The 21,366-nt window shown below is 57.5% G+C and carries 22 protein-coding genes and 1 tRNA gene; 19 read left to right on the top strand and 4 right to left on the bottom strand.

Annotation, left to right across the window (positions count from 1 at the left end; genetic code table 11):
• The first annotated feature begins 2 nt into the window (after nt 1-2).
• The 9 genes from AOB54_07595 (at nt 3) to AOB54_07555 (ending at nt 9,600) form a co-directional block, all read left to right on the top strand.
• Nucleotides 3-644, top strand: coding sequence for a tetratricopeptide repeat protein (locus AOB54_07595; protein WVN41339.1), 642 nt, complete (start codon nt 3-5; stop codon nt 642-644).
• Nucleotides 641-1,837, top strand: a complete 1,197-nt coding sequence (gene bamB, locus AOB54_07590) for an outer membrane protein assembly factor BamB (protein WVN41338.1) — start codon at nt 641-643, stop codon at nt 1,835-1,837. The genes AOB54_07595 and bamB overlap by 4 nt, the downstream gene beginning before the upstream one ends.
• A gap of 4 nt (nt 1,838-1,841) precedes the next feature.
• Nucleotides 1,842-3,188 (top strand): ribosome biogenesis GTPase Der, encoded by a 1,347-nt coding sequence (der, locus tag AOB54_07585; GenBank protein WVN41337.1) that lies wholly within the window; start codon nt 1,842-1,844, stop codon nt 3,186-3,188.
• A gap of 52 nt (nt 3,189-3,240) precedes the next feature.
• Nucleotides 3,241-3,480: an RNA chaperone Hfq gene (gene hfq / locus AOB54_07580; protein WVN41336.1), complete on the top strand. Its 240-nt coding sequence runs from the start codon at nt 3,241-3,243 to the stop codon at nt 3,478-3,480.
• Nucleotides 3,477-4,670, top strand: a complete 1,194-nt coding sequence (hflX, locus tag AOB54_07575) for a GTPase HflX (protein ID WVN42804.1) — start codon at nt 3,477-3,479, stop codon at nt 4,668-4,670. The genes hfq and hflX overlap by 4 nt, the downstream gene beginning before the upstream one ends.
• A 6-nt stretch (nt 4,671-4,676) precedes the next feature.
• Nucleotides 4,677-6,125 carry an FtsH protease activity modulator HflK gene (hflK, locus tag AOB54_07570; protein ID WVN41335.1) on the top strand — a complete coding sequence of 483 codons (1,449 nt, stop codon included), beginning with the start codon at nt 4,677-4,679 and terminating at the stop codon, nt 6,123-6,125.
• The gene (hflC, locus tag AOB54_07565) at nt 6,125-7,021 is read left to right on the top strand and encodes a protease modulator HflC (GenBank protein ID WVN41334.1); all 897 of its coding nucleotides are present in this window, start codon (nt 6,125-6,127) and stop codon (nt 7,019-7,021) included. The genes hflK and hflC overlap by 1 nt, the downstream gene beginning before the upstream one ends.
• A 17-nt stretch (nt 7,022-7,038) precedes the next feature.
• Nucleotides 7,039-8,211: an ATP phosphoribosyltransferase regulatory subunit gene (locus AOB54_07560; GenBank protein WVN41333.1), complete on the top strand. Its 1,173-nt coding sequence runs from the start codon at nt 7,039-7,041 to the stop codon at nt 8,209-8,211.
• A 69-nt stretch (nt 8,212-8,280) separates the two neighbouring features.
• The gene (locus AOB54_07555; protein ID WVN41332.1) at nt 8,281-9,600 is read left to right on the top strand and encodes an adenylosuccinate synthase; all 1,320 of its coding nucleotides are present in this window, start codon (nt 8,281-8,283) and stop codon (nt 9,598-9,600) included.
• Nucleotides 9,601-9,661: 61 nt separating this feature from the next.
• On the opposite strand, the gene AOB54_07550 is transcribed toward AOB54_07555, so the two are convergent.
• Nucleotides 9,662-9,748: transfer RNA gene (locus AOB54_07550), tRNA-Leu, on the bottom strand.
• A gap of 34 nt (nt 9,749-9,782) precedes the next feature.
• Here AOB54_07550 and rnr point away from each other — a divergent pair.
• Both rnr and rlmB read left to right on the top strand, forming a co-directional pair.
• A complete protein-coding gene (rnr, locus tag AOB54_07545) occupies nt 9,783-12,077 on the top strand; it encodes a ribonuclease R (protein ID WVN41331.1) in 2,295 nt (764 codons plus the stop codon).
• A gap of 6 nt (nt 12,078-12,083) precedes the next feature.
• Nucleotides 12,084-12,845: a 23S rRNA (guanosine(2251)-2'-O)-methyltransferase RlmB gene (gene rlmB, locus AOB54_07540; protein ID WVN41330.1), complete on the top strand. Its 762-nt coding sequence runs from the start codon at nt 12,084-12,086 to the stop codon at nt 12,843-12,845.
• Between the two features lie 5 nt (nt 12,846-12,850).
• On the opposite strand, the gene AOB54_07535 is transcribed toward rlmB, so the two are convergent.
• Together AOB54_07535 and AOB54_07530 are read right to left on the bottom strand one after the other, a co-directional pair.
• Entirely contained in the window at nt 12,851-13,396 is a 546-nt protein-coding gene (locus AOB54_07535) for a thermonuclease family protein (GenBank protein WVN42803.1), read from the bottom strand.
• A 9-nt stretch (nt 13,397-13,405) separates the two neighbouring features.
• Nucleotides 13,406-14,500: a lytic murein transglycosylase gene (locus AOB54_07530; protein ID WVN41329.1), complete on the bottom strand. Its 1,095-nt coding sequence runs from the start codon at nt 14,498-14,500 to the stop codon at nt 13,406-13,408.
• Nucleotides 14,501-14,608: 108 nt separating this feature from the next.
• Between AOB54_07530 and AOB54_07525 the strand changes: the two genes are divergently transcribed.
• The 8 genes from AOB54_07525 to AOB54_07490 all read left to right on the top strand — a co-directional run bounded on the left by AOB54_07525 (nt 14,609) and on the right by AOB54_07490 (nt 20,300).
• Complete coding sequence (locus tag AOB54_07525; GenBank protein WVN41328.1) at nt 14,609-15,358, top strand: electron transfer flavoprotein subunit beta/FixA family protein; 750 nt, start codon at nt 14,609-14,611, stop codon at nt 15,356-15,358.
• Nucleotides 15,359-15,370: 12 nt separating this feature from the next.
• Nucleotides 15,371-16,321, top strand: coding sequence for an FAD-binding protein (locus AOB54_07520; GenBank protein ID WVN41327.1), 951 nt, complete (start codon nt 15,371-15,373; stop codon nt 16,319-16,321).
• Between the two features lie 84 nt (nt 16,322-16,405).
• On the top strand, nt 16,406-16,660 hold the full coding sequence (gene rpsP, locus AOB54_07515; GenBank protein WVN41326.1) for a 30S ribosomal protein S16: 255 nt from the start codon (nt 16,406-16,408) through the stop codon (nt 16,658-16,660).
• Nucleotides 16,638-17,186: a ribosome maturation factor RimM gene (gene rimM / locus AOB54_07510; protein ID WVN41325.1), complete on the top strand. Its 549-nt coding sequence runs from the start codon at nt 16,638-16,640 to the stop codon at nt 17,184-17,186. Before rpsP ends, rimM begins: the two co-directional genes overlap by 23 nt.
• Before the next feature lie 26 nt (nt 17,187-17,212).
• Entirely contained in the window at nt 17,213-17,914 is a 702-nt protein-coding gene (gene trmD, locus AOB54_07505; protein WVN42802.1) for a tRNA (guanosine(37)-N1)-methyltransferase TrmD, read from the top strand.
• 168 nt (nt 17,915-18,082) lie between these two features.
• Nucleotides 18,083-18,478: a 50S ribosomal protein L19 gene (gene rplS / locus AOB54_07500; GenBank protein WVN41324.1), complete on the top strand. Its 396-nt coding sequence runs from the start codon at nt 18,083-18,085 to the stop codon at nt 18,476-18,478.
• Between the two features lie 36 nt (nt 18,479-18,514).
• Complete coding sequence (locus tag AOB54_07495; GenBank protein ID WVN41323.1) at nt 18,515-19,234, top strand: CoA pyrophosphatase; 720 nt, start codon at nt 18,515-18,517, stop codon at nt 19,232-19,234.
• 31 nt (nt 19,235-19,265) lie between these two features.
• Nucleotides 19,266-20,300: a cobalamin biosynthesis protein gene (locus AOB54_07490; GenBank protein ID WVN41322.1), complete on the top strand. Its 1,035-nt coding sequence runs from the start codon at nt 19,266-19,268 to the stop codon at nt 20,298-20,300.
• Between the two features lie 47 nt (nt 20,301-20,347).
• Here the strand turns inward: AOB54_07490 and rsgA are convergent, their stop codons facing one another.
• Entirely contained in the window at nt 20,348-21,337 is a 990-nt protein-coding gene (gene rsgA, locus AOB54_07485; protein WVN41321.1) for a ribosome small subunit-dependent GTPase A, read from the bottom strand.
• Between the last annotated feature and the right edge of the window lie 29 nt (nt 21,338-21,366).

The raw sequence follows: 21,366 nt of genomic DNA, 5'->3' as shown, positions 1-21,366 counted from the left end.
ATATGCGTGAAGATCTTGAACAGCAAGAACAGTTAGATGCCATTAAAGGCTTTTGGAGCGAAAACAAGCGCTGGATTGTTCCGCTGATCAGTTTGTTGCTGATTGCAGCCGCCGCATTTAACGGCTGGAATTGGTGGCAAAATCGTCAGGCCAATCAGGCAACGGATGCCTTGGTGGCCATGGAAACCGCGTTGACGGAACAGAATTTAGACAAGGCTCGTGCGGCGTATAAGGCCTTGGCCGCGGATTACGGCGCATCGACTCAGGCCGCACTTGGTGGGCTGCAGTTTGCCAAGGCCCTGGCCAGTAGCGGTGAGCTAGCCGAATCACGGGGTGTCTTAGAGCAGGTCTCTAAAAAAGCAGCCGACGAATTTGCCTGGATTGCGAAAATCCGGCTTGCTGGAATTTTGTTAGACGAGAACAATGCCAAGGCGGCACTGGATGCGCTCTCAGGCAAACCACCCAAAGAATTTGCTGGCTTGGTGAATGACCGCAAGGGCGATGTACATGCCGCTTTGGGCAACAAAGAAGAAGCCAGAGCCGCGTGGAAGGCAGCATCGGAAGAACTGCCTCCCCAGTCGCCATCACGTGAGTTGGTCTTAAGAAAATTGCAGACCATTGATTCCTTTGGAGCAACAAAATGAACCGCATGATGACTTGGGGTGCAGCTCTCACGGCGGCGGTGCTGCTGGCCGGCTGTGGTGGCACCAAAAAACCCCAACCGGCATCACTGACCAATTTCGCGCCAACCCTTCAGGCCAAGGTGGCCTGGAAGGCGGATGTTGGCCGCTCACCGAAATTTGAGTTTGGCGTTGGCCAGTTTTCACCTGCCGTCAGTGGCGACGCCATTTATGCCGCATCTGCTGCTGGTGCCGTGTCGAAAATTAACTTCGCTGACGGAAGACAGCTCTGGCGCACCCAGGTGGGCGCTCCGATTGTGGCGGGTGTGGCCACCGGTAGCGGCGCATCCACTGGCGTATCTGCAGTACTGACCGATCGCGGTGAGGCTGTCTTGATTGATGCCGATGGAAAAATTCTTCGGCGCATTGCATTGGGTGGCGTTGCCCTTGAAATTCCGGCACTGTTGGGCAGCACTCTTGTGGCCCGATTGGCAGACAACCGTGTCGCCGGCTGGGACATACAGACTGGCGCACGTCGCTGGGTGATACAGCGCAGTCTTCCGCCTTTGGTCTTGCATGCGCAGTCTGGCCTGCGCGGACTGCCTCAGGCACCCGAGGAGTTATCCAGCTCTGTCTTGGGCCCGGGTGATCTGCTGGTCAACATGCCCGGTGGCCGGCTGGTTTGGCTGAATATCACCACGGGTGCGGTCCGTTGGGAATCCCAGGTGGTGACACCTCGTGGCGCAAACGAGGTCGAACGCATCATCGATTTACTTGGCGCACCCACAGTCGATGGCCCTGATGTCTGCGTTGCGGCCTATCAGACCATGGTCTCTTGCTTTGGTGCAGAGAGTGGTCGCAGGCTGTGGAGTCGCGATATCGTGGTCAGCACACCGGTGGCCGCCGACACACGGTTTGTTTATGTGTCCGATGACCAATCCCGTTTGCATGCGTTAAACCGCAAAGATGGCACCACCGCCTGGACCATTGATAGCTTTCAGTTGCGCAACTTGATGACACCCGTGTCATGGGGCCGCGCTGTGTGGGTTGCAGATCGTTTTGGCTATCTTCATGCCGTGAACCGTGAAGACGGGCGGCTCCTGGCGCGCATGAGCTTGGATGGCGGTGCGCCAAGCGGTGCGATTCGCACAACGCGTTCGGGCCTCTTGATTCAGACCCAAGGCGGCCAGCTGATGCTGATCCGCACGGAAGGCTAATGGTTTGAATCCAAAACCTGTCGTTGCGTTAGTGGGTCGGCCGAATGTCGGCAAGTCCACGCTGTTTAATCGGCTTACGCGGTCCCGTGATGCGTTGGTCGCCGACCTGCCTGGCTTAACGCGAGATCGCCACTACGGCGAGGGCCGTTTAGGTGAACGGCCCTATCTGGTGGTCGACACGGGTGGCTTTGAGCCCGTGGTCAAAGAGGGCATTACCTTTCAGATGGCCAAGCAGACCAAGCAGGCCATTGCCGAGGCTGATGCGGTGGTGTTCTTGGTTGATGGCCGCGCGGGTCTTACGCCACAGGATTTTCAGATTGCCGATCTTTTGCGCAAAACAGGCCGTCCCGTCACGCTGGCTGTGAATAAACTTGAGGGACTGACCGGCGAGGGCCGCACGGCCGAATTTTACGAGCTAGGCTTGGGTGATCCCAGCCCAATTTCATCGGCCCATGGGGACGGCATTCACACCATGATGGAACGGGTATTTGCAGTATTGCCCGCCCATGTGCCGGAACTAGATGAAGCCGCAGAGATTGCTGAGCGCGGCCTGCGTGTGGCCATTGTTGGCCGGCCAAATGCGGGGAAATCCACGCTGATCAATACCCTGGTGGGTGAAGAGCGTGTAATTGCCTTTGACATGCCAGGCACCACGCGAGATGCCATCACGATTCCATTTGAGCGTGATGGCCGAAAGTATCAGCTAATCGACACCGCGGGCCTGCGCAAACGGGGCAAGGTCTTTGAAGCCGTTGAAAAGTTTTCGGTGATTAAAACCCTGCAGGCGATTGAGTCCTGCCATGTCGCGATTCTGATGCTGGACGCCCGGGAAGAGGTCTCGGATCAAGACGCCCACATTGCTGGGTTCGTGATGGAGGCGGGCCGGGCCCTGGTGGTTGCGGTCAACAAGTGGGACGGCTTGGATTCCGTTGCCCGTGACGATGTGAAGCGAGTCTTAGACCGCAAGCTCCACTTTTTGCATTGGGCGAAGTTCCACTTTATTTCGGCATTAAAAGGCACCGGCGTGGATGCCCTGATGCGGTCGGTGGATGCAGCCTATGCGGCGGCGACACTCAAACTCTCAACACCCAAGATCACGCGGGCCCTGCGCGAGGCGGTGGAACATCAGCAGCCACCAAGGCATGGCCGGTTTAGGCCAAAACTGCGCTATGCCCACCAGGGGGGACAGAACCCACCGATTATCGTGGTGCATGGCAACGCCCTGGAACACATCTCCGACGTTTACAAGCGGTTCTTGGAGGCCCGGTTTCGCAAGGTCTTCAAACTTGAGGGCACACCCCTGAGAATTGAGTGGAAGACGTCCACCAATCCCTACAAGCCAGAAGAGTGATTCCCAGGCCTGAAATGGGTATAGTAGGTGCTCTATTTGGGAGTTCTCTACCATGTCACAAGCAAAAGGGCTGGCGTTACAAGACCCGTTTTTAAACCTGCTCCGCAAAGAGCATGTGCCGGTATCGGTGTATCTGGTTAACGGTATTAAATTGCAGGGCCATGTTGAGTCGTTTGATCAGTATGTGCTGCTGCTTCGCAACACCGTGACGCAGATGGTTTACAAACATGCGATCTCCACAATTGTTCCTGCCCGCGCAGTGAACTTCACAGCAGAGGGTGAGTCGAGCTGAGCGACCTCGGTTCCGTCTCAACGTCGAATGACGTTGATTTTTCTAAACAGCCGCGCACTGTTCTAGTCGCCTTGACCCTGGGCCAAGGCCCACGGCCAGATATTGATGAGCTTCAGGCCCTGGCTGAATCGGCAGGCGCAAAGGTAGTGGCCGTGATGACAGGCCGCCGAGACAAACCAGACTCTGCTTTGTTTGTCGGCACTGGTAAGGCGGAAGAGATTCTGTTGGCCTGCCAGGAGCATGCGGCAGAGTTGGTCATTTTTGACCACACCCTGACGCCTGGTCAGCAACGCAACCTGACCAAATTGTTAAAACGTCGCGTGATCGATCGTGTTGCGCTCATCTTGGATATCTTCGCCCTACGGGCCCGCAGCCATGAGGGCAAATTGCAGGTGGAGCTGGCCCAGCTAGATTATTTGTCGGCCCGGCTGGTCCGTGGCTGGACCCACTTAGAGCGGCAAAAGGGCGGTATTGGTCTGCGTGGTCCAGGTGAGACTCAGTTGGAAACCGACCGGCGGCTGATTGGCCAGCGTGTGAAACAGTTGAAGTCGCGGCTGGCATTGGTGGAAAAGCAGCGCAAGAATCGAAGTCGTCAGCGCAGCCGACAGGGGGCTTTTGTGGTGTCCTTGGTGGGCTATACCAATGCCGGCAAATCCACGCTTTTTAATGCCCTCACCCATGCCAATGTCTATGCGGCTGACCAGTTGTTTGCCACGCTAGATACCACCAGCCGTCGCGTCTTTCTTGCGCCAGGTGAGTTTATGGTCTTGTCAGACACAGTTGGCTTTATTCGTGAACTCCCGCACAGCCTGATCGAGGCCTTTAAGTCGACGCTGCACGAGGCGGCCGACGCCGATTTGCTGTTACATGTGATTGATGCATCTGACCCTGACCGCGATCTTCATAAACAGGCCGTTGAAGAAGTATTGGCTGAGGTTGGGGCGGCAGACGTTCCCAGAATCGAGGTCTACAACAAGATTGACTTGACCGATTTGCCCCCACGGTCCGAGGTAGATCCCTATGGTAGGATCCGCCGGGTTTGGTTGAGCGCCTCTTCTGGCAGCGGCATTGATGCTCTGCGGCAGGCGGTCAGATCCCATATGCCGGCTTTCCCTAATTCCGAACCGACTTTGGGGGCTCTCAGCGATAATGTCGATGCAGTGCAACCTTCTGTTCAGTCCCTTCTCTAAAAGCCCATGATTCGACTTAAAAATTGGTCTATTTTTCGGCGCTTGTTCGCCCTAGGCGACCCCCGCTGGGGTCAATCGGGCTCTGGCCAAGAGCCGCCTGCCAGTAATGGGCAGCCCAGCGGCCAAGAGCCTGGCCGCAATGCCCAGGGGCCATCTGCCCAGGACCAGCAGGAACCAAATCGCGGGCCGTCTGAGCCGCCACGGGGTAATCGCCCCTCGGGCAACAACGAGCCCCCCGATCTCGACGAAGTCTGGCGTGACTTTAATCGCCGACTCAGCGGCATGTTTGGCGGCAAGGGCAATAAGAATTCAGGTGGGGGCTTTGGCGGTGGTGGCCGACGTAGCCCTGGTGGTAGCGGCGGCGGCTTTAAGGCCCCGAATGTCAAAACCGGCCCAGCCTTTGGCATGGTGGCGGTTGCCGGTGCGCTGATCTGGCTGGCCACTGGCTTTTATATTGTGCAAGAGGGCCAGTCCTCGATCGTGCTGCGCTTTGGCGAATTCCGCACCACGGCACCCGCTGGTTTTCAGTGGCGTTTGCCTTACCCTTTTGAATCGCATGAGATTGTGAATCTGTCTCAGATTCGTCAGGTGAGCGTTGGTATTCGCGGTAGCGGTGCGGGTAATCGCGGGCGTGATTCCCTGATGCTGACCCGTGACGAGAACATGGTGGATCTGCAGTTCGCGGTCCAATACCGAATCGCTGATCCCAAGTCGTATTTGTTTAACAACGTGGCCACTGATGACATCGTGGCCCAGGCTGCTGAGACCGCCATGCGTGAAATTGTGGGCCGAAGCCTGAGCGACACGGTGCTCTACGAAAACAAAGAGGGCATCGCTCGCGAAGCACTCGCCCAGATCCAGGCCATTGCGGATCGTTACACCTCGGGTTTGAGCATCATCGACGTGACCATTCAAAATGCCCAGCCGCCTGAAGAAGTCCAGGCTGCTTTTAGCGATGCGATCAAAGCAGGCCAAGATGCCGAGCGCGCGAAAAACGAGGGCCAGGCCTATGCCAACGATGTCATTCCTCGTGCCCGCGGTTCTGCTGAGCGACTCATCCAAGAAGCCGAAGGTTACAAAGAGCGTGTGATCGCCACGGCCCAGGGTGATGCAGACCGTTTCCGCAAGATCATGGTGGAGTACAACAAAGCCCCTGCGATCACGCGTGAACGGATGTACTTAGAAGCCATGCAGCAGGTCTTTAGCAATGTCAGCAAGGTCATGGTCGAGTCCAAGAACAACAGCAATCTGTTGTACTTGCCCCTGGATCGTTTGATGCAGCAGTCGGCTGCCGGCGCCCCGGGCGCGGCACCCGCCGCATCGGGCATGGCCACCACTCCACCGGCCGCACCAACAGCCGCACCTGCACCGGCTGCACCAGCAGCCGAGCCATCGGTTCCAGCCGCTAACAATTCCGGGCCAAGCCTGCGTGACCGTCTGCGGGAGGCAAGATAATGAATAAGCTCTTTACAGCGATTTCCGCGCTGGTCGTGTTGGTCCTGATCGCCGGTTCGTGCATTTTTGTGGTGGATCAACGGCAATACGCTATTGTGTTTGCCCTGGGTGAAATCAAAGAAGTGGTGAATAAGCCTGGCCTGTACTTCAAGATGCCACCCCCCTTTCAAAACGTGGTTTTCGTTGAGAAACGCATTCTGACCATCGACACGCCCGAGATTGATCGCTTTATCACCAGTGAAAAACAAAACGTGCTGGTGGATACGTATGTGAAATGGCGTGTGATCGATCCCAAAGAGTATTGGGTCTCGGTGGCTGGCCGCCCGGCCGGTGCCGCAGACCGTATCTCCCGCAGCCTGCGTGACGCGCTGAATAACGAGATCGCCAAGCGCACCATGAATGAAGTGATTTCCGCATCGCGCGAGCAGATCATGACGGGCATTCGCGACCGCGTGAATGCCGATGCCCAGCGGCTTGGTGTGGAAGTGGTCGATGTGCGAATCAAGCGTGTCGATCTGGCTGATGAAATCCGCGATTCTGTTTTCCGCCGCATGGAGTCCGAGCGAAAAGCCATCGCCAATGAGCGGCGCTCTTCCGGTGCTGCCGAGTCTGAAAAGATTCGTGCCAATGCCGATCGCCAGCGCGAAGTCATTCTTGCTCAGGCCTATCGTCGCGCCCAAAGCATCATGGGTGACGGCGATGCACGCTCCACGTCGCTTTACGCCGCATCCTTTGGACAAAACCCGGAATTCGCCTCGTTTTACCGAAGCCTGCAGGCCTATCGCGAGAGCTTTAAAAACAAATCGGACGTGATTGTGGCGGACCCGCAATCCGACTTCTTCCGTCATTTCAGGTCTTCAGGTGTTCGGCCAAGCGGCAACGGAAACGCCAAGTAACCACAGGCGAATTTTTTATGCCCGCATGGCTTTTGCCTGACCAACTCTCGGATATTTTGCCGCTCGAGGCGAAGCGGCTTGAATCGCTTCGCCGTCGCCTTCTCGACCTTTATGCGGGCTACGGCTACGCATTGATTCAGCCACCCCTGGTGGAGCATGTCGAATCACTCATGATTGATCAGGCCCGCGATCTTGATCTGCGCACCTTTAAGCTGGTGGATCAGGCCAGCGGCCGGTTGCTGGGCCTGCGGGCGGATATGACGCCGCAGGCAGCACGTATTGACGCCCATCAAATACAACATCAGGGCGTGACCCGCCTGTGTTACGCCGGCTCGGTGCTGCATGCGCAGCCGGCTGGATTGCTCTCGTCGCGTGAGCCGGTTCAGGTGGGCTGTGAACTCTTTGGCCATGCTGGCCTGGAAGCGGATTTGGAAGTTCAAGAACTGGCGCTGGCCTCTTTAGATGCTGCTGGCATTCAAAAAGTTAGGCTGGATCTCTCGCACCGCGGGGTGTTTTTGGCCTTGCGTGACCAGGATCCGGCCTTGGCAGCGATTGAGACTGATGTGCTGCAGGCCTTGCAGTCCAAGGACCGTGTTCGCCTGAATCAACTCGTTACCCGGCTAGCACCGGCAACGGCAAAGTCGCTTCTGGCCATGATCGATCTGTACGGCCCAGCAACGGGCCCAGGCAATGTCATTGAAAAAGCCAGGGCAGTCTTGCCGGCCGTGCCAACGATTAGCCAGGCGCTGGATCGTCTGCAGGCGGTGGCCAATTCGGCACTCTTTACCGAACACCCGCAGTGCGTGTTAACGGTGGACTTCGCCGATCTCCGCGGTTATCGCTATCACAACGGTGTCATGTTCTCGATTTACTGCGAGGGCCTGCCCAACGCCGTGGTCCGTGGTGGCCGCTACGACGGTGTGGGTGAGATCTTTGGCCGTGCACGTGCGGCCACCGGGTTTAGCCTGGAACTACGGGAATTACTCGGCATCACGGCCTCTTCAGAGGGCGAGGCGGATTGTTCTTTCGCCCCGATCGCCGCGCCCTGGCGTGACGATGCGGCGCTTCGGGCAGCGATTGCCAGCCTGCGGGCACAGGGGAAAACGGTAATTGCTCTTCCTGATGCAGAATTAGGGGTGTGGACCGGCGAAAAGCTCGTGAATCAGGCGGGCAGCTGGTCCGTGGCCTAAGGCAGGCCTTTGAATGAAGGCAGGCCTTGGGCTTGTCGGGCTTGGTTACTCAAAAGAATCGGAAAACAAATGGCAGGCGCAACAGCTGTACAGCAGGGCAGGAATGTGGTCGTCATCGGTACCCAGTGGGGTGACGAGGGCAAAGGCAAGATTGTGGACTGGCTGACCGAGCAGGTCAGTGGCGTGGTGAGATTCCAAGGTGGCCACAATGCGGGCCATACCCTGGTGGTCAATGGCAAAAAAACCATTCTGCGGCTCATCCCATCGGGCATTTTGCACCCCGGCGTGACCTGCTATATCGGCAACGGCGTGGTGCTCTCCCCATCAGCGCTTTTGGGTGAGATCGACGAATTACAGGCCAATGGCATTAACGTTGAGTCACGCCTAAAAATCAGTCTGGCCTGCCCACTGATTCTTCCTTATCACGTGGCTCTGGATCAGGCCCGCGAGGCCGCCAAGGGCGATGCAAAGATTGGCACCACGGGCCGTGGCATTGGCCCAGCTTATGAAGACAAGGTGGCCCGCAGAGCGATTCGTCTGCTGGATCTCACCAACCCATCTGCTTTAAAAACAAAGCTTGCCGAGGCCATGAGCCTGCATAACTTTGTGTTGGAACATCATTTGAAATCCAAGCCCCTGTCGGTGGATCAGGTCTTTGATGATCTGATGACCATGGCACCAAGGCTTTTGAAGATGACGGCCGATGTGCCTCAGCTTCTATACGAAGCTGGCCTGCGCGGTGACAACCTGCTGTTCGAGGGTGCCCAGGGGTCCTTGCTCGACATTGATCACGGCACCTATCCCTATGTCACTAGCAGCAACTGTGTTGCCGGTGCGGCGGGTGCTGGCGCCGGTGTTGGCCCTTCGAAATTGCATTACGTGTTGGGCATTACCAAGGCCTATGCCACCCGAGTGGGCAGTGGCCCATTCCCCACCGAGCAGATCAACACGGTAGGTGAGACCCTGGCCAAACGTGGCAATGAGTTCGGTTCGGTCACGGGCCGGCCTCGTCGTTGCGGCTGGTTCGATGCCGCAGCCTTGCGCCGCTCCATGCAGATTAACGGTGTGACGGGACTGTGCATTACCAAGCTTGATGTGTTGGACGGCTTATCAGAAATCAAACTCTGTGTTGGCTATGACACCCCTGCCGGCCGCTTAGACGTGCTGCCTTTTGGTTCGGACGCGGTGGAACAATGCCAGCCCATTTACGAGACCATGCCGGGCTGGACGGAATCGACACAGGGCGTGCGCCAGTGGAAAGATCTTCCGGCCACGGCCCAGCGCTATCTTGAGCGTCTGGCGCAGGTGGTGGGGGCGCCCATTGCCATGGTCTCGACCGGTGCAGACCGGGAAGACACGATATTGCTCGACCATCCGTTTGGGAAGTAAGGCGGTGACCGCCCGGGCGCGTTGCTCGGGCTGGTTGTGTTTGAACTTCAGGGGATTAAGATGGTGCCCAGAAGAGGACTCGAACCTCCACAGTGTTGCCACCGCTAGGACCTGAACCTAGTGCGTCTACCAATTCCGCCATCTGGGCAAGTGAGCCGCGTACTTTACTTGGAAACACACAATTGTCAAAACGAGCCTCGCCTCTGACCCCATCCAAAGCCCAGCCCAGTGGTTTTTATGGCCGCCTGATTGGCCACCGAGACGGCTTCGGTTTTATTCGGCCCGATACTGGCGGCGATGACGTCTTTGTCTCGCCAAAAGAAATGCTCAAGGCCATGCATGGCGATCGGGTGAGTGCCCGTGTGGTGGGCACCGATCGGCGGGGCCGGCCCGAGGCGGTCATTTTGGAAGTGGTGGAGCACGCCAATCGCAAGCTCGTGGGCCGACTGGTCAATGAGCGCGGCATTTTAGTGGTGGTGCCCGAGGACCAGCGCATTAAACACGACGTGATCGTGGCGCCGGCCGACACCATGGGGGCGGAGTCGGGACAGGTGGTCTCCATTGAGATTGTGGACCCCCCCACCCGGTACACGCCGCCGGTGGGCCGGGTGGTCGAGGTACTTGGCGGGGTCGACGACCCCGGCATGGAAATTGAGATTGCGGTACGCAAATTCGATGTACCCCATGAGTTTTCTGCCGAGGCGGAAAAACTCGCCAGCCGTCTTCCAGACGAGGTCCGTGCCAAAGACCTGAAAAACAGAATTGATCTGCGCGATGTGCCGTTTATGACCATTGACGGCGAAGATGCGCGAGACTTTGATGATGCGGTTTATGCCGAAGCCATTCCCGGCAAAGGCTGGCGTTTGTTGGTGGCCATTGCCGATGTCAGCCACTATGTGCAAACGGGTGATGCTCTGGACCGCGATGCATTTTCACGCAGCACATCGGTGTATTTTCCGCGCCGGGTCATTCCCATGCTGCCGGAAAAACTCTCCAACGGCCTGTGCTCCTTAAATCCACATGTCGATCGCTTGGCCCTGGTCTGCGACATGGTGGTGAGCACCGACGGCGAGGTCAAGGCCTATCAGTTTTATGACGCCGTGATTTGTTCCCATCAGCGGCTCACCTATACCCGCGCCTGGGCGGTGTTGTGCGACCCGCTGTCGGAAGAGGCGGTGCAGCTTGGCCCCTTGGTTGAACCGCTGGGCCAACTCGAGGAAGTCTTTCGTGCGCTGTTGGGCGCGCGCGAGGCCCGTGGCGCGATTGATTTCGACTCGGTCGAGACCTTTATGCAATTCGATGCCAATGGCCGAATTGAGAAGATCTTGCCGCGAGTCCGCAACGATGCCCATCGTCTGATTGAAGAGTGCATGCTGGCGGCCAACACCTGTGCTGCCGATATTTTTAAGCGGGCAAAACGCCATGGCTTATTCCGCGTTCACGAAGGGCCCACGCCGGAGCGCTTAAAGGCACTACGCGATTTTCTGAAAGTGCAGGGACTAAAGCTCGAGGGGGGTGATGAGCCCAATCCCGGGGACTATTCCCGCCTGGCCAAAGAGATTCGTGCCAGACCCGATTCGCGATTGATTCAGTCGCTACTCTTGCGCAGTATGCAGCAGGCCATTTACACACCGGATAACTCCGGCCACTTTGGCCTGTCCTACGAGGCTTATGCCCATTTCACATCGCCGATTCGCCGTTATCCGGATTTGTTAGTGCATCGGGTGATCAAGACCATCATCCACAACAAGGGCCACTATGTGCCGTCTTTTGGCGATCTCGGCGACGACGATCCCTTGCAGCGTTGGCGCAATATTGGTGACCATTGCTCGGCAGCAGAGCGTCGTGCCGATGAGGCATCGCGCGATGTCGAGGCTTGGCTGAAGTGTCAATACATGAAGTCTCGTGTGGGCGAGCAGCTGCGCGGCACCGTCACAGGCGTTGCGCCCTTTGGTTTGTTTATCACTCTAGATGCACTCTATGTCGAGGGTCTTGTTCATGTGTCAGAGCTCGGCGCAGAATACTTCCAACACAACGAAGTCCTGCATGAGCTGCGCGGTGAGCGAACCGGCCGGCGTTTTAGGCTCTATGACAGCCTGGTGGTGCAGGTTGCCCGTGTTGACCTGGATGCCCGCCGTATTGAGTTTCAGCTGGTGCCAAGCCTGATGCGCGCAACCAAGTCCACCAAGACGACCGAGCGCGAGCAAGACTATTACGAACTTCCTGATGATGAGGAAGAAGTGCTCGATATGCCCCGCTGGCTGGCCGAGGCCTTGGCAGAGCAGGCCAGTGGCGCAGCGAAACGGGGCGGCAAGAAGAAAAAATCCAAACCATCGGTGACACCAGTCGTTGCGCCGCCTTCAGGCACGAAAAATTCCACGAAGTCCGCGAGGGCAAAACCCGCGAAAACCAAGACCGCCCGCCAGCCGGCATCTCAGGCCGGCAAAGCGCGCAAATCCAAACGCAGCCGGCGCTAATTCCCAATGGCAGATCCCAAAGAAATTTGTTTACTCGGTTTTCATGCGGTTCGTGCCCGCCTTCGGGCGGCGCCCGACACCATCAGCCGAATCGTGTTTGATGGCCAGCGTAAAGACGCACGCATCAATGGGCTTTTGAAGCAGGCCGAACAGGCTTCGATCAAAACCATTTCGGAATCAATACTTCAGCTGGATCGGCTGGCCAAGGGGCAGCGACATCAGGGCGTGTTGGCCATTGCCAGCAAACGTCCGCAGCCTGACAGCCTGTCAGACTTATTAGAGCAGATGGAATCACTCAAGCCGGTTGATCAGTGGCTGGTGGTTTTGGATGGCGTGACCGATCCTCACAACCTTGGGGCGATTTTGCGCAGTGTGGATGCTGCCGGTGCGGCGGCAGTCATTGCACCACGTGACAAATCCGCACCGTTGAACGATGTCGCCGCACGTGTGTCCGCTGGTGCGTCGGATCATCTGCCGTATCTGCAGGTGACCAATCTGGCGCGAGCCATTGAAGAGCTACAGCAGGCCGATTACATGGTGATTGGGCTGGCCGGCGAGGCAGAGGCGTCAATCTATGCCACCGATCTCACGGGCAAGATCGCTCTGGTTCTGGGCGCCGAAGGCGAGGGCATGCGCCGCTTAACGAGGGAGCGTTGTGATCTTCTGGTGCGGCTGCCCATGCAAGGGTCGGTGGAAAGCCTGAATGTGTCAGTGGCTTGCGGCGTGTGTTGTTATGAAGCGCTGCGTCAGCGTCAGGCGCGTAAGTAAATCAATTATTTTTCTTTCTTTGTCCGCTCACGAAATTTCCACGGTGGCTCGGGTGCCAGTGCGGGGTTGTTGACCGATGCCGCAATGCCGGCCCACAAGCCTAGGCCTTCTCGGCGGGCGTTTTCTTCGGCCCGGGCATAGTCCGATTTGCGGCGATCATCCAGGTCTTGCTGATAGCGTGTGAAGAACCAGGCGTAGCCCCGCTGGATCTGAAGTAATCCAATATCGTTTTGATTCACCGACACATGGGCCACCCAGCGCTCGAACCGGTCGATCTTCACAGGCGTGAGCGTGATTGTGCCGCCCGCGAGCAAAGACTCTAAAGACTCTTTGGATTTGTTGGAATAAGGTTGGCGTTTTTCTGGCGCATCTATGCCCGCAATGCGCACGCGCACGATCTGTTGATTGGCAGCAATCAGATTAAAGGAATCACCATCAAAGATTTCCGCAATCTTGTAGGGGCCACTTGGTGGGGCCAGGCCTGGCTGTGAGCTGCATCCCGACAGGCCGATGACCAGTGCAGCCAGCGTCGCGGCCAGCCATTGAATCACGCGCAAGACTTAACTCTCCAGGGATTCGGCGAGCGTTAAAACGGCCGCTGCGTACATGAAACTTCGGTTGTACTGGGTAATCACAAAAAAATTATGGGCTGCAATCCAGTAGGTCACGTTGTCATCTTCTTCGGGAAGATCGATTAGGCTCGCGCTTGTATCCGCCGAAAGTCTGGGTGTTTCTTGTTCAATACCGGCCGCCTGAAGCTGTGCCACGGTGTGTAGCGGTTCAAGCTGTGGTGCTACGAATCTTGCTGGGTTGGTGTGCAGTGGAATCACTGCCACGGTGTGGCTCGGGCGACTGGCCCGCCATCCATGCAGTTTTAGAAAATTCCCCACCGATGCAATTGCGTCATGCGGGTTGTTGATCAAATCGGCACGTGCTGGGTTACGGTAGCCAAGGGCAAAATTCTGCCAACTGCTGGGCATGAATTGCGGCAAGCCCAGTGCGCCCGCAAACGAACCCCGTAGTTCTTTCAAATTCACAACACCTTGCCGGCCCATCACCAAAAGCGTCTCGAGTTCTTTACGAAAAAAATCCGCCCGCCTTGGTGACTCAAAGGCCAGCGTGGTGAGCGTTTCTAATGTTGGAAATCGACCGGTGAATTGCCCGTATTTGGTTTCAACACCAATGATGGCGGCGATCACCTGTGCCGGCACACCAGATTGTTGTGCAACATCGTGGAGTACCTGCCGATGTTCGGCCATAAAGGTGCGCCCCGCGTTGATCCGGGTGATGTCGGCGTGCTGCGATAAGTAACGGGCCCAGGACCGTTTTCTTGGCACTTCGCCCGGGGGCGGTGGGGGCGGATTCATCAGCAGTAGTGCCCGGGGCTGCGCCCCGAGCCCCTCAAACTGGCTCCACAGCCATGTCCGCGGCAGGTTGTGTTTGTCGGCAGTATCCGAGATGAAGGTTTGCACATCGCTTCGGCCCAGCCAACCATGCCGCAGGCCAATGGCCAGAGACTCTTCAGTTTCGCGGGCGGTTTTGTTGCGGGGCTGCGCCAATAGGTGCGCTGCAGGAAACCCGGCTGACAGAAGCAGGCCAGCCCCAAGCGCAAGTGTGCGTCGGCGGCGGGGCTGCATGGCGTGGTCGTTGGGCATGGATGGGTTGCTGGAATTGTCGCATTAGAATGTAGCTTGGCGTCTTGTTGCGTCAAGCCTTTTTGCCGCATGTCCCTGACCAAATCCGTATTTAAAAGGTAGACCGTAATGAAAGTGTTGGTACCCGTAAAGCGCGTGGTGGACTACAACGTGAAAGTCCGAGTCAAGTCGGATGGCTCGGATGTGGATATCGCCAACGTCAAGATGTCGATGAACCCCTTTGACGAGATTGCGATCGAAGAGGCAACCCGCCTGAAAGAGGCGGGTGTGGCCACAGAAATTGTGGCGGTCAGCTGTGGCCCTGCCCAGGCCCAAGATGTGCTTCGCACCGCAATGGCCATTGGCGCAGACCGGGGCATCCATGTGGTGTGCGACCAGCTCTTGGAACCGTTGGCGGTTGCAAAAATTCTGAAGTCGGTTGCGCAAAAAGAATCGGCTCAGTTGGTCATCATGGGCAAGCAGGCCATTGACGACGACGCCAATCAGACCGGCCAGATGCTGGCCGCACTCTGGGGCGTGCCCCAGGCCACCTTTGCCAGCAAACTTGAAATATCGGGTCAGCAGGCCCTGGTCACGCGTGAAATCGATGGTGGTCTGGAAAAAATTTCCATAAATCTTCCTGCAGTGGTAACGACCGACCTGCGGCTAAACGAACCCCGCTATGTCACCCTGCCCAACATCATGAAGGCGAAGAAAAAACCCATTGAGCAGTCCACGCCGGCTGACCATGGGGTCGACATTACCCATCGCCTCAAACTCTTAAAAGTTGAAGATCCACCAAGCCGCAAGGCCGGCATCAAGGTGGCCGATGTCGCCACGCTCGTTGACAAGCTGCGCAACGAAGCCAAAGTGATCTAAGGAATCGATCTCATGAAAATTCTAGTCATTGCAGAACACAGTAACGATCAACTGCGTCCGGTCACGGCCAATGCGGTCGCTGCAGCGAGTGCCCTGGCCAAGGCTGGCGGTGGTGCAGAAATCTGCGTCTTGGTTGCCGGTGCCAATGTTGGACCTGCTGCCCAGGCGGCCGCCCAGATCGCGGGCGTGCAACGCGTGATGGTGGCCGACGCGCCCCTGCTTGCTGACCAACTGGCTGAGCCTATGGCCGAGCAGATCCTGGTCAGCGCTGCCGGCATGGACGCGATCGTGTTTCCTGCCACGGCTTTTGGTAAAAATATCTCGCCACGTGTGGCGGCTCGGTTGGATGTGGCCCAGATCTCCGACGTCATCGAAGTCCTTGGGGTCGACACTTTTAAGCGGCCCATCTATGCGGGCAACGTGATTGCCACTGTGCAATCAACCGATGCGGTGAAGGTCATGACGGTCCGTGGCACTGCCTTCGAGGCACAGGGTGCACAGGCCGCCTGCCCGATTGAACCCGTCGCTGTCGCCGCTGCCCCTGCGGCTTGCGCCAAGTTCGTTTCGCGTGAAATCGCCGTGCTGGCCCGCCCGGAATTAACGGCGGCCAAGGTCGTGGTCTCCGGTGGTCGGGCCCTGGGCTCGAAAGAAAACTTCGCCATGTTGGAGCAGCTGGCGGATCAGCTTGGGGCCGCCATGGGTGCAAGCCGGGCCGCCGTGGATGCGGGCTATGCCCCCAACGACTGGCAGGTGGGCCAGACGGGCAAGGTGGTCGCCCCCCAGCTCTACATTGCAGTGGGCATTTCTGGCGCCATTCAGCACCTGGCCGGCATGAAAGACTCCAAAGTGATCGTGGCCATCAACCAAGACGCCGAGGCACCGATTTTCTCGGTGGCCGACTACGGCCTGGTGGGGGATCTCTTTCAGGTTGTCCCTGAATTAACCCAAGCCCTTTCCAAATAAAGGCCAGACTGCTAGAATCGAGGGCTTTTCCGGCTGTAGGCAAGGCGCCTGCCGCCGACCCGATTTTGATACGAGAGAGCATTTATGGTCATTATTCGTTTAGCCCGTGGTGGCGCACACAAGCGGCCTTACTTTCACATGGTCGCGACTGATTCGCGCAGCCGCCGTGATGGCAAATTCATTGAGCGTGTTGGCTTTTTTAATCCCGTGGCCGCGGCCAGCGAGACAAAACTGCGCATCGCAATGGATCGCGTTGATTACTGGCGTAGCCAGGGCGCACAGGTAAGCCCGCGCGTTCAGCGCCTGATCAAAGAATTTGCAAGCCAAAAAGCTGCCTGAGGTTTCACCTCCTGAAGATTGGGTGCCGCTGGCCGAGGTCGGCGCACCCATCGGTCTGAAAGGAGCCGTTCGGCTCCACACGCTGAAGTCCGTGACCGGACTTCCCATCGACGATTCTCTGCTGCAGGATTTTTCCCACTGCTGGGTAAAACTCAAAAGCGGCCAATGGTTGCACTCCGATATTGTCGAGTGCTCGCCGCAGACCCGTGGCCTAAAGCTTCAACTCGCAGCGGTCAGTGATCGAAATCATTCCGAATTGCTTCGCGGCGCGCTCGTTGGGCTATCGCGCAGTGAATTTCCCGAACCTGATGAAGACGAGACTTACTGGGCTGATTTGATCGGCTGCAGGGTCATCAATCGACAAGGGCTAGATCTTGGCCTGGTGGGTTCGCTACAGACCAATGGCGAACACGATTGGCTTGTGGTGGATTCCGGAATGATCCCGTTTGTTGCCCAATACATCGACCAGGTCGACTCCGATCAGCGTGTGATTCACGTGGATTGGGATCCGGCCTGGATGAAATAAGAGCAGTTCGCATGGCCCAGCCTTTGGTGCGTTTTGACATCGTGACCATCTTTCCCGAGATGTTTCATGCGGTCTCGAAATTTGGCATTACCGGCCGCGCCCTGGACCGGGGGCTTGCCCAGCTGCACACCCACCAGCTGCGGGACTACGCCCACGACGCTTATAAAACCGTCGACGATCGGCCCTATGGCGGCGGCCCTGGCATGGTCATGATGCCCGGCCCCCTGACCGAGGCGGTGGCTGCCGTAAAAACCCAGCAACAGGCAGCAGGCCTTGCCCCGGGCCCGGTGGTGCTGATGAGTCCAGCCGGCCAGCCGATGAACCAGGCCCTGATGGACCGGGTGGCCACTACGCCTTGTTGGACCATCATCTGCGGGCGTTACGAGGGTGTGGATCAGCGGTTTATTGATCAGCAGGTCGATGAACTCTGGAGCCTGGGGGACTTTGTGCTCTCGGGCGGCGAGATTGCGGCGATGGCCGTCTTAGATGGCGCGATTCGTCGCCTGCCTGGGGCCTTGCGCGATGCCGAATCGGCGGTGCAGGACTCGTTTTCCGGTGGCCAGCTGTTGGATTGGCCCCACTACACCCGGCCAGAGGTATTCGCGGGGCAGGCCGTGCCCGACGTGCTTTTATCCGGACATCATGAGAGAATCGCAGATTGGCGCAAAAAGGCCGCTTTAGCGGCCACAGAGCAGCTTCGGCCAGACCTGTTAGAAAAACCGGACTAGTCGTTTCTTGTGACCGATTCCGATCGTTTCATCACTCGGGGTCGCGCCAAAAAATGAGTGTTGTTAATTGTGAACCCCATCCAATAGGTCAATGGGAACGTGCGCAATATCGCGCAATCGCTTAAGCGATGTTCTCCTCTTGGACCCACGATGGTTTTTGGAGAAATCATGGATCTGATCCGTCAAATTGAGCAGGAAGAAATTGCCCGTCTTGGCAAAGACATCCCCGAATTCGCACCAGGGGATACCGTGGTCGTTAGCGTGAATGTGGTGGAAGGTAACCGCAAACGTATGCAGGCCTACGAGGGCGTGGTCATCGCAAAACGTAATCGTGGATTGAATTCCTCGTTTATCGTTCGAAAAATTTCCTCGGGCGAGGGCGTTGAGAGAACCTTCCAGTTGTACTCACCCCTGATTGCAAAGATTGAAGTCAAGCGTCGCGGTGATGTTCGCCGTGCCAAGCTGTATTACCTGCGTGATCGTTCCGGCAAATCGGCCCGTATCCGCGAAAAGCTGCCTGCACGCAAAGCTGACGCAGGCAAGGCTGATTCGGCCGCCGAGTAATTCAGGTCGCACAAGGGCCGGAGCCAACGGGTCATCATGTCGTCCCAGATTGGCTTCGATCCCGAATCAGCGGACTTTGAAGCCCGCCCCACAGAGCCTGCTCTACCCGAGCAGGCTTTGTCGTTTTCGGCCCTCGACACTTTGTTTTCTCGAGTCCGTGCCGATCCCACGTTTCCAAGTTGGTCCCCTGAATTGTTGCGTGATCGCCGCAGGCCCGTGCGTCCAGTCACACCAGAAAATGCGGTTAGGGCATCGGTACTGATTCCCCTGGTGGGCCATGAGCAGCCACAGGTGGTGCTCACCAAACGCACCTCTGGTCTGTCCAGTCATGCTGGTCAGATTAGTTTTCCTGGGGGCCGTGCTGAGCGCTATGACCCATCGGTCGAGGCCACTGCCCTGCGGGAGGCCTTCGAAGAAATTGGTCTTTCCCCGCAGTCGGTCCAGGTCTTGGGCCGACTGCCTGACTACTTCACGGCGACAGGATTTTGCGTCACGCCGGTGATTGGCCATATTCAGGCGCAGCCGAGTTTTACCGCCGATAAGCGCGAGGTGGCGGATATTTTTCAGGTGCCGCTCTCGTTTCTGATGAACCCCAGCCACCACCAGGTCCGTGTCATTCCCGCGGAGCGAAGCCCAACGGGTGAGCGAATCCAGTTCTATGCCATGCCCTACCAGGATTTCTTTATCTGGGGTGCAACGGCGGCCATGTTGCGCAATCTCTACCACCTACTGCATGCCGCCTGGCATCAAAATTGAAACTTGACCCGAAGCAGCTAGACTAACGGCCATGACGCTATTTAGCTTTATTTTTGCCATGTTGCTTGAGCAGGTCCGGCCCGTCCGGGATGACTCACGCCTGGGCTCGTGGATCGAGCGGATTTTGTTGCGCGCCGAGCGTGTGACCAATGCGGGCGATGCGGCTTCGGCCCGATGGACATGGCTGGTGGTGGTCATTGGCGGCACGCTGTTGACCTGGATCGTTGTGGCGCTGCTCACTCGGGTCCATGTGATTCTGGGTTTTCTGGCCACAATTGGTGTGCTCTATGTAACGATTGGTTTTCGTCAGTTCAGCAATCGCTTCACCGAAATCCAGTTGGCCTTGGCCAACAACGATCTACCGCTGGCCCGCGAAGAGTTAAGGAAGTGGGCGGCCCACTCTGGTGGTGATCTCATGACCCGTATCGCGGCCGATTCGGGTGATGCATCGGCCATCTCTCGCGAGGCCATTCGTCTTGCCTTGGTGGGGGCGCAGCGTCACGTCTTTGGTGTGCTGTTCTGGTTTGTGATTCTGCCCGGCCCTGCCGGTGCCATGCTGTATCGCTTAAGCGCTGAGGCACGGCGTGTCTGGGCCGACGCCCGCCAGGAAGTCAGTCTTGCGCCGAATGCGCCAACGCCACCGCTGTCACCTTTTGGCGAATTTGCAGTCCGTGCTTTTGCCTGGATCGACTGGTTTCCCGCACGCGTCACCGCCATCGTGTTTGCGATTGTGGGTAACTTTGAAGATGCCATTTTGATGTGGCGAATCAAATCTGGTTTTGTGCCCCATGCCAACGACACGGAGCGTGTGATTCTGTCTTCAGGTGCCGGTGCTATGGGCGTTCGGCTCAGTGTGCCCGAGGCCCATTCGGTATCCATACAGATTGATGAGCCTGCTGAGACCGAGGCACTCGGTGGCCCGTGGCCATCGCTGTATCAAGACATGCCCGACTTTCGCGAGGCAGACGAATCTTCCTTGCGCTCTGCTGTTGGTCTGGTCTGGCGGGCACTGATTCTTTGGGTGGCCTTAATGTTCTTGGTGTCAGTTGGCCACTGGCTAGGCTAGTGTTGTTGCACTAGCGAACACTTTTTCTAATTCAATCGGCTAGGCGCTTAGCCGCCAACCAGACTGGCCCACAGGCCTAGCCGCCGCCTTGCAATGCGACCATTTTCTGCAGCAGCCTGCACCGTGCAGCCGGGCTCATTGATGTGCCGGCAATTGAAGTACTTGCATCGGCCATCTTGCTCGTGAATTTCACGCCACTCTGGAAAGCCAAGTGCCATCTGGCTTTCCGACAAGTGGTGCAGGCCAAAGAGTTGGAACCCCGGCGTGTCAATCAACCAGCCTTGATCTGAGGCGCGTGCGCCGTCTTGCCCTGGGCTCGTTGAATACTTCACAACTTGTCCAGCGGTGGTGGTGTGCTTGCCCGTTTGCAACGCTTCAGAGATTTCGCGGGTCATGGCATTAAAGCCGGGCACCAGTGCATTGAGTAAGCTGCTCTTGCCCATGCCCGATTGGCCCATGATCACGGTCGTTTTATTTTCGAGGGCCAGCCGAAGTTGGGCCAATCCGTTTGCCAACCCATCTTGCCAGGTGTCAGACACCTTGTCTGCGGTGTCTGACACCTGTGGGGAGGCCTGCGGTTTTGCAGACACTTCATAAATCCGCCAGCCCAAAAGCCGCAGGCAATCTCCAAACGGCGCAAGCTGTGCGCGGGCCCGAATTGTTTCGTCTTTTAAATCAATTTTATTGAGCACAACGATGCCAGGAATATGCTCGGCGCTACAGGCGCAAATCATTCTGGCCAGCAGTTCATCGGAAAAGAGCGGGGCCCCTGAAATCACGATCATGGCCTGATCAATATTGGCGGCCAGAATCTTGGACCGGTGGGCCTCGCTACGGATGAGTTGGTTGTGGCGCTCGACAATGGCTGTGATGACCGCCGGTGTCACGGTGGTATCGATGATGACCTGGTCGTTGGCCGTGGGCGCTAAGTCGCGGCCCTTATACACGCAGCGCCGAGTCTCACCGGCCTCGTCCAATACCAAAGCCTGGCGGCCTTGGTGGCTGAGCAGGCGGGCGGATAGAGCGTCTAACGGCATGGCGGCAATCATCGCACAGGCTATGATTG

Origin of the sequence: beta proteobacterium MWH-UniP1 (assembly GCA_036362785.1) — a bacterium.
GTDB lineage: Bacteria > Pseudomonadota > Gammaproteobacteria > Burkholderiales > Burkholderiaceae_A > Lacustribacter.
Note: the sequence above shows the minus strand (reverse complement) of the source record. Positions and strands in the feature narration are given on the sequence as shown.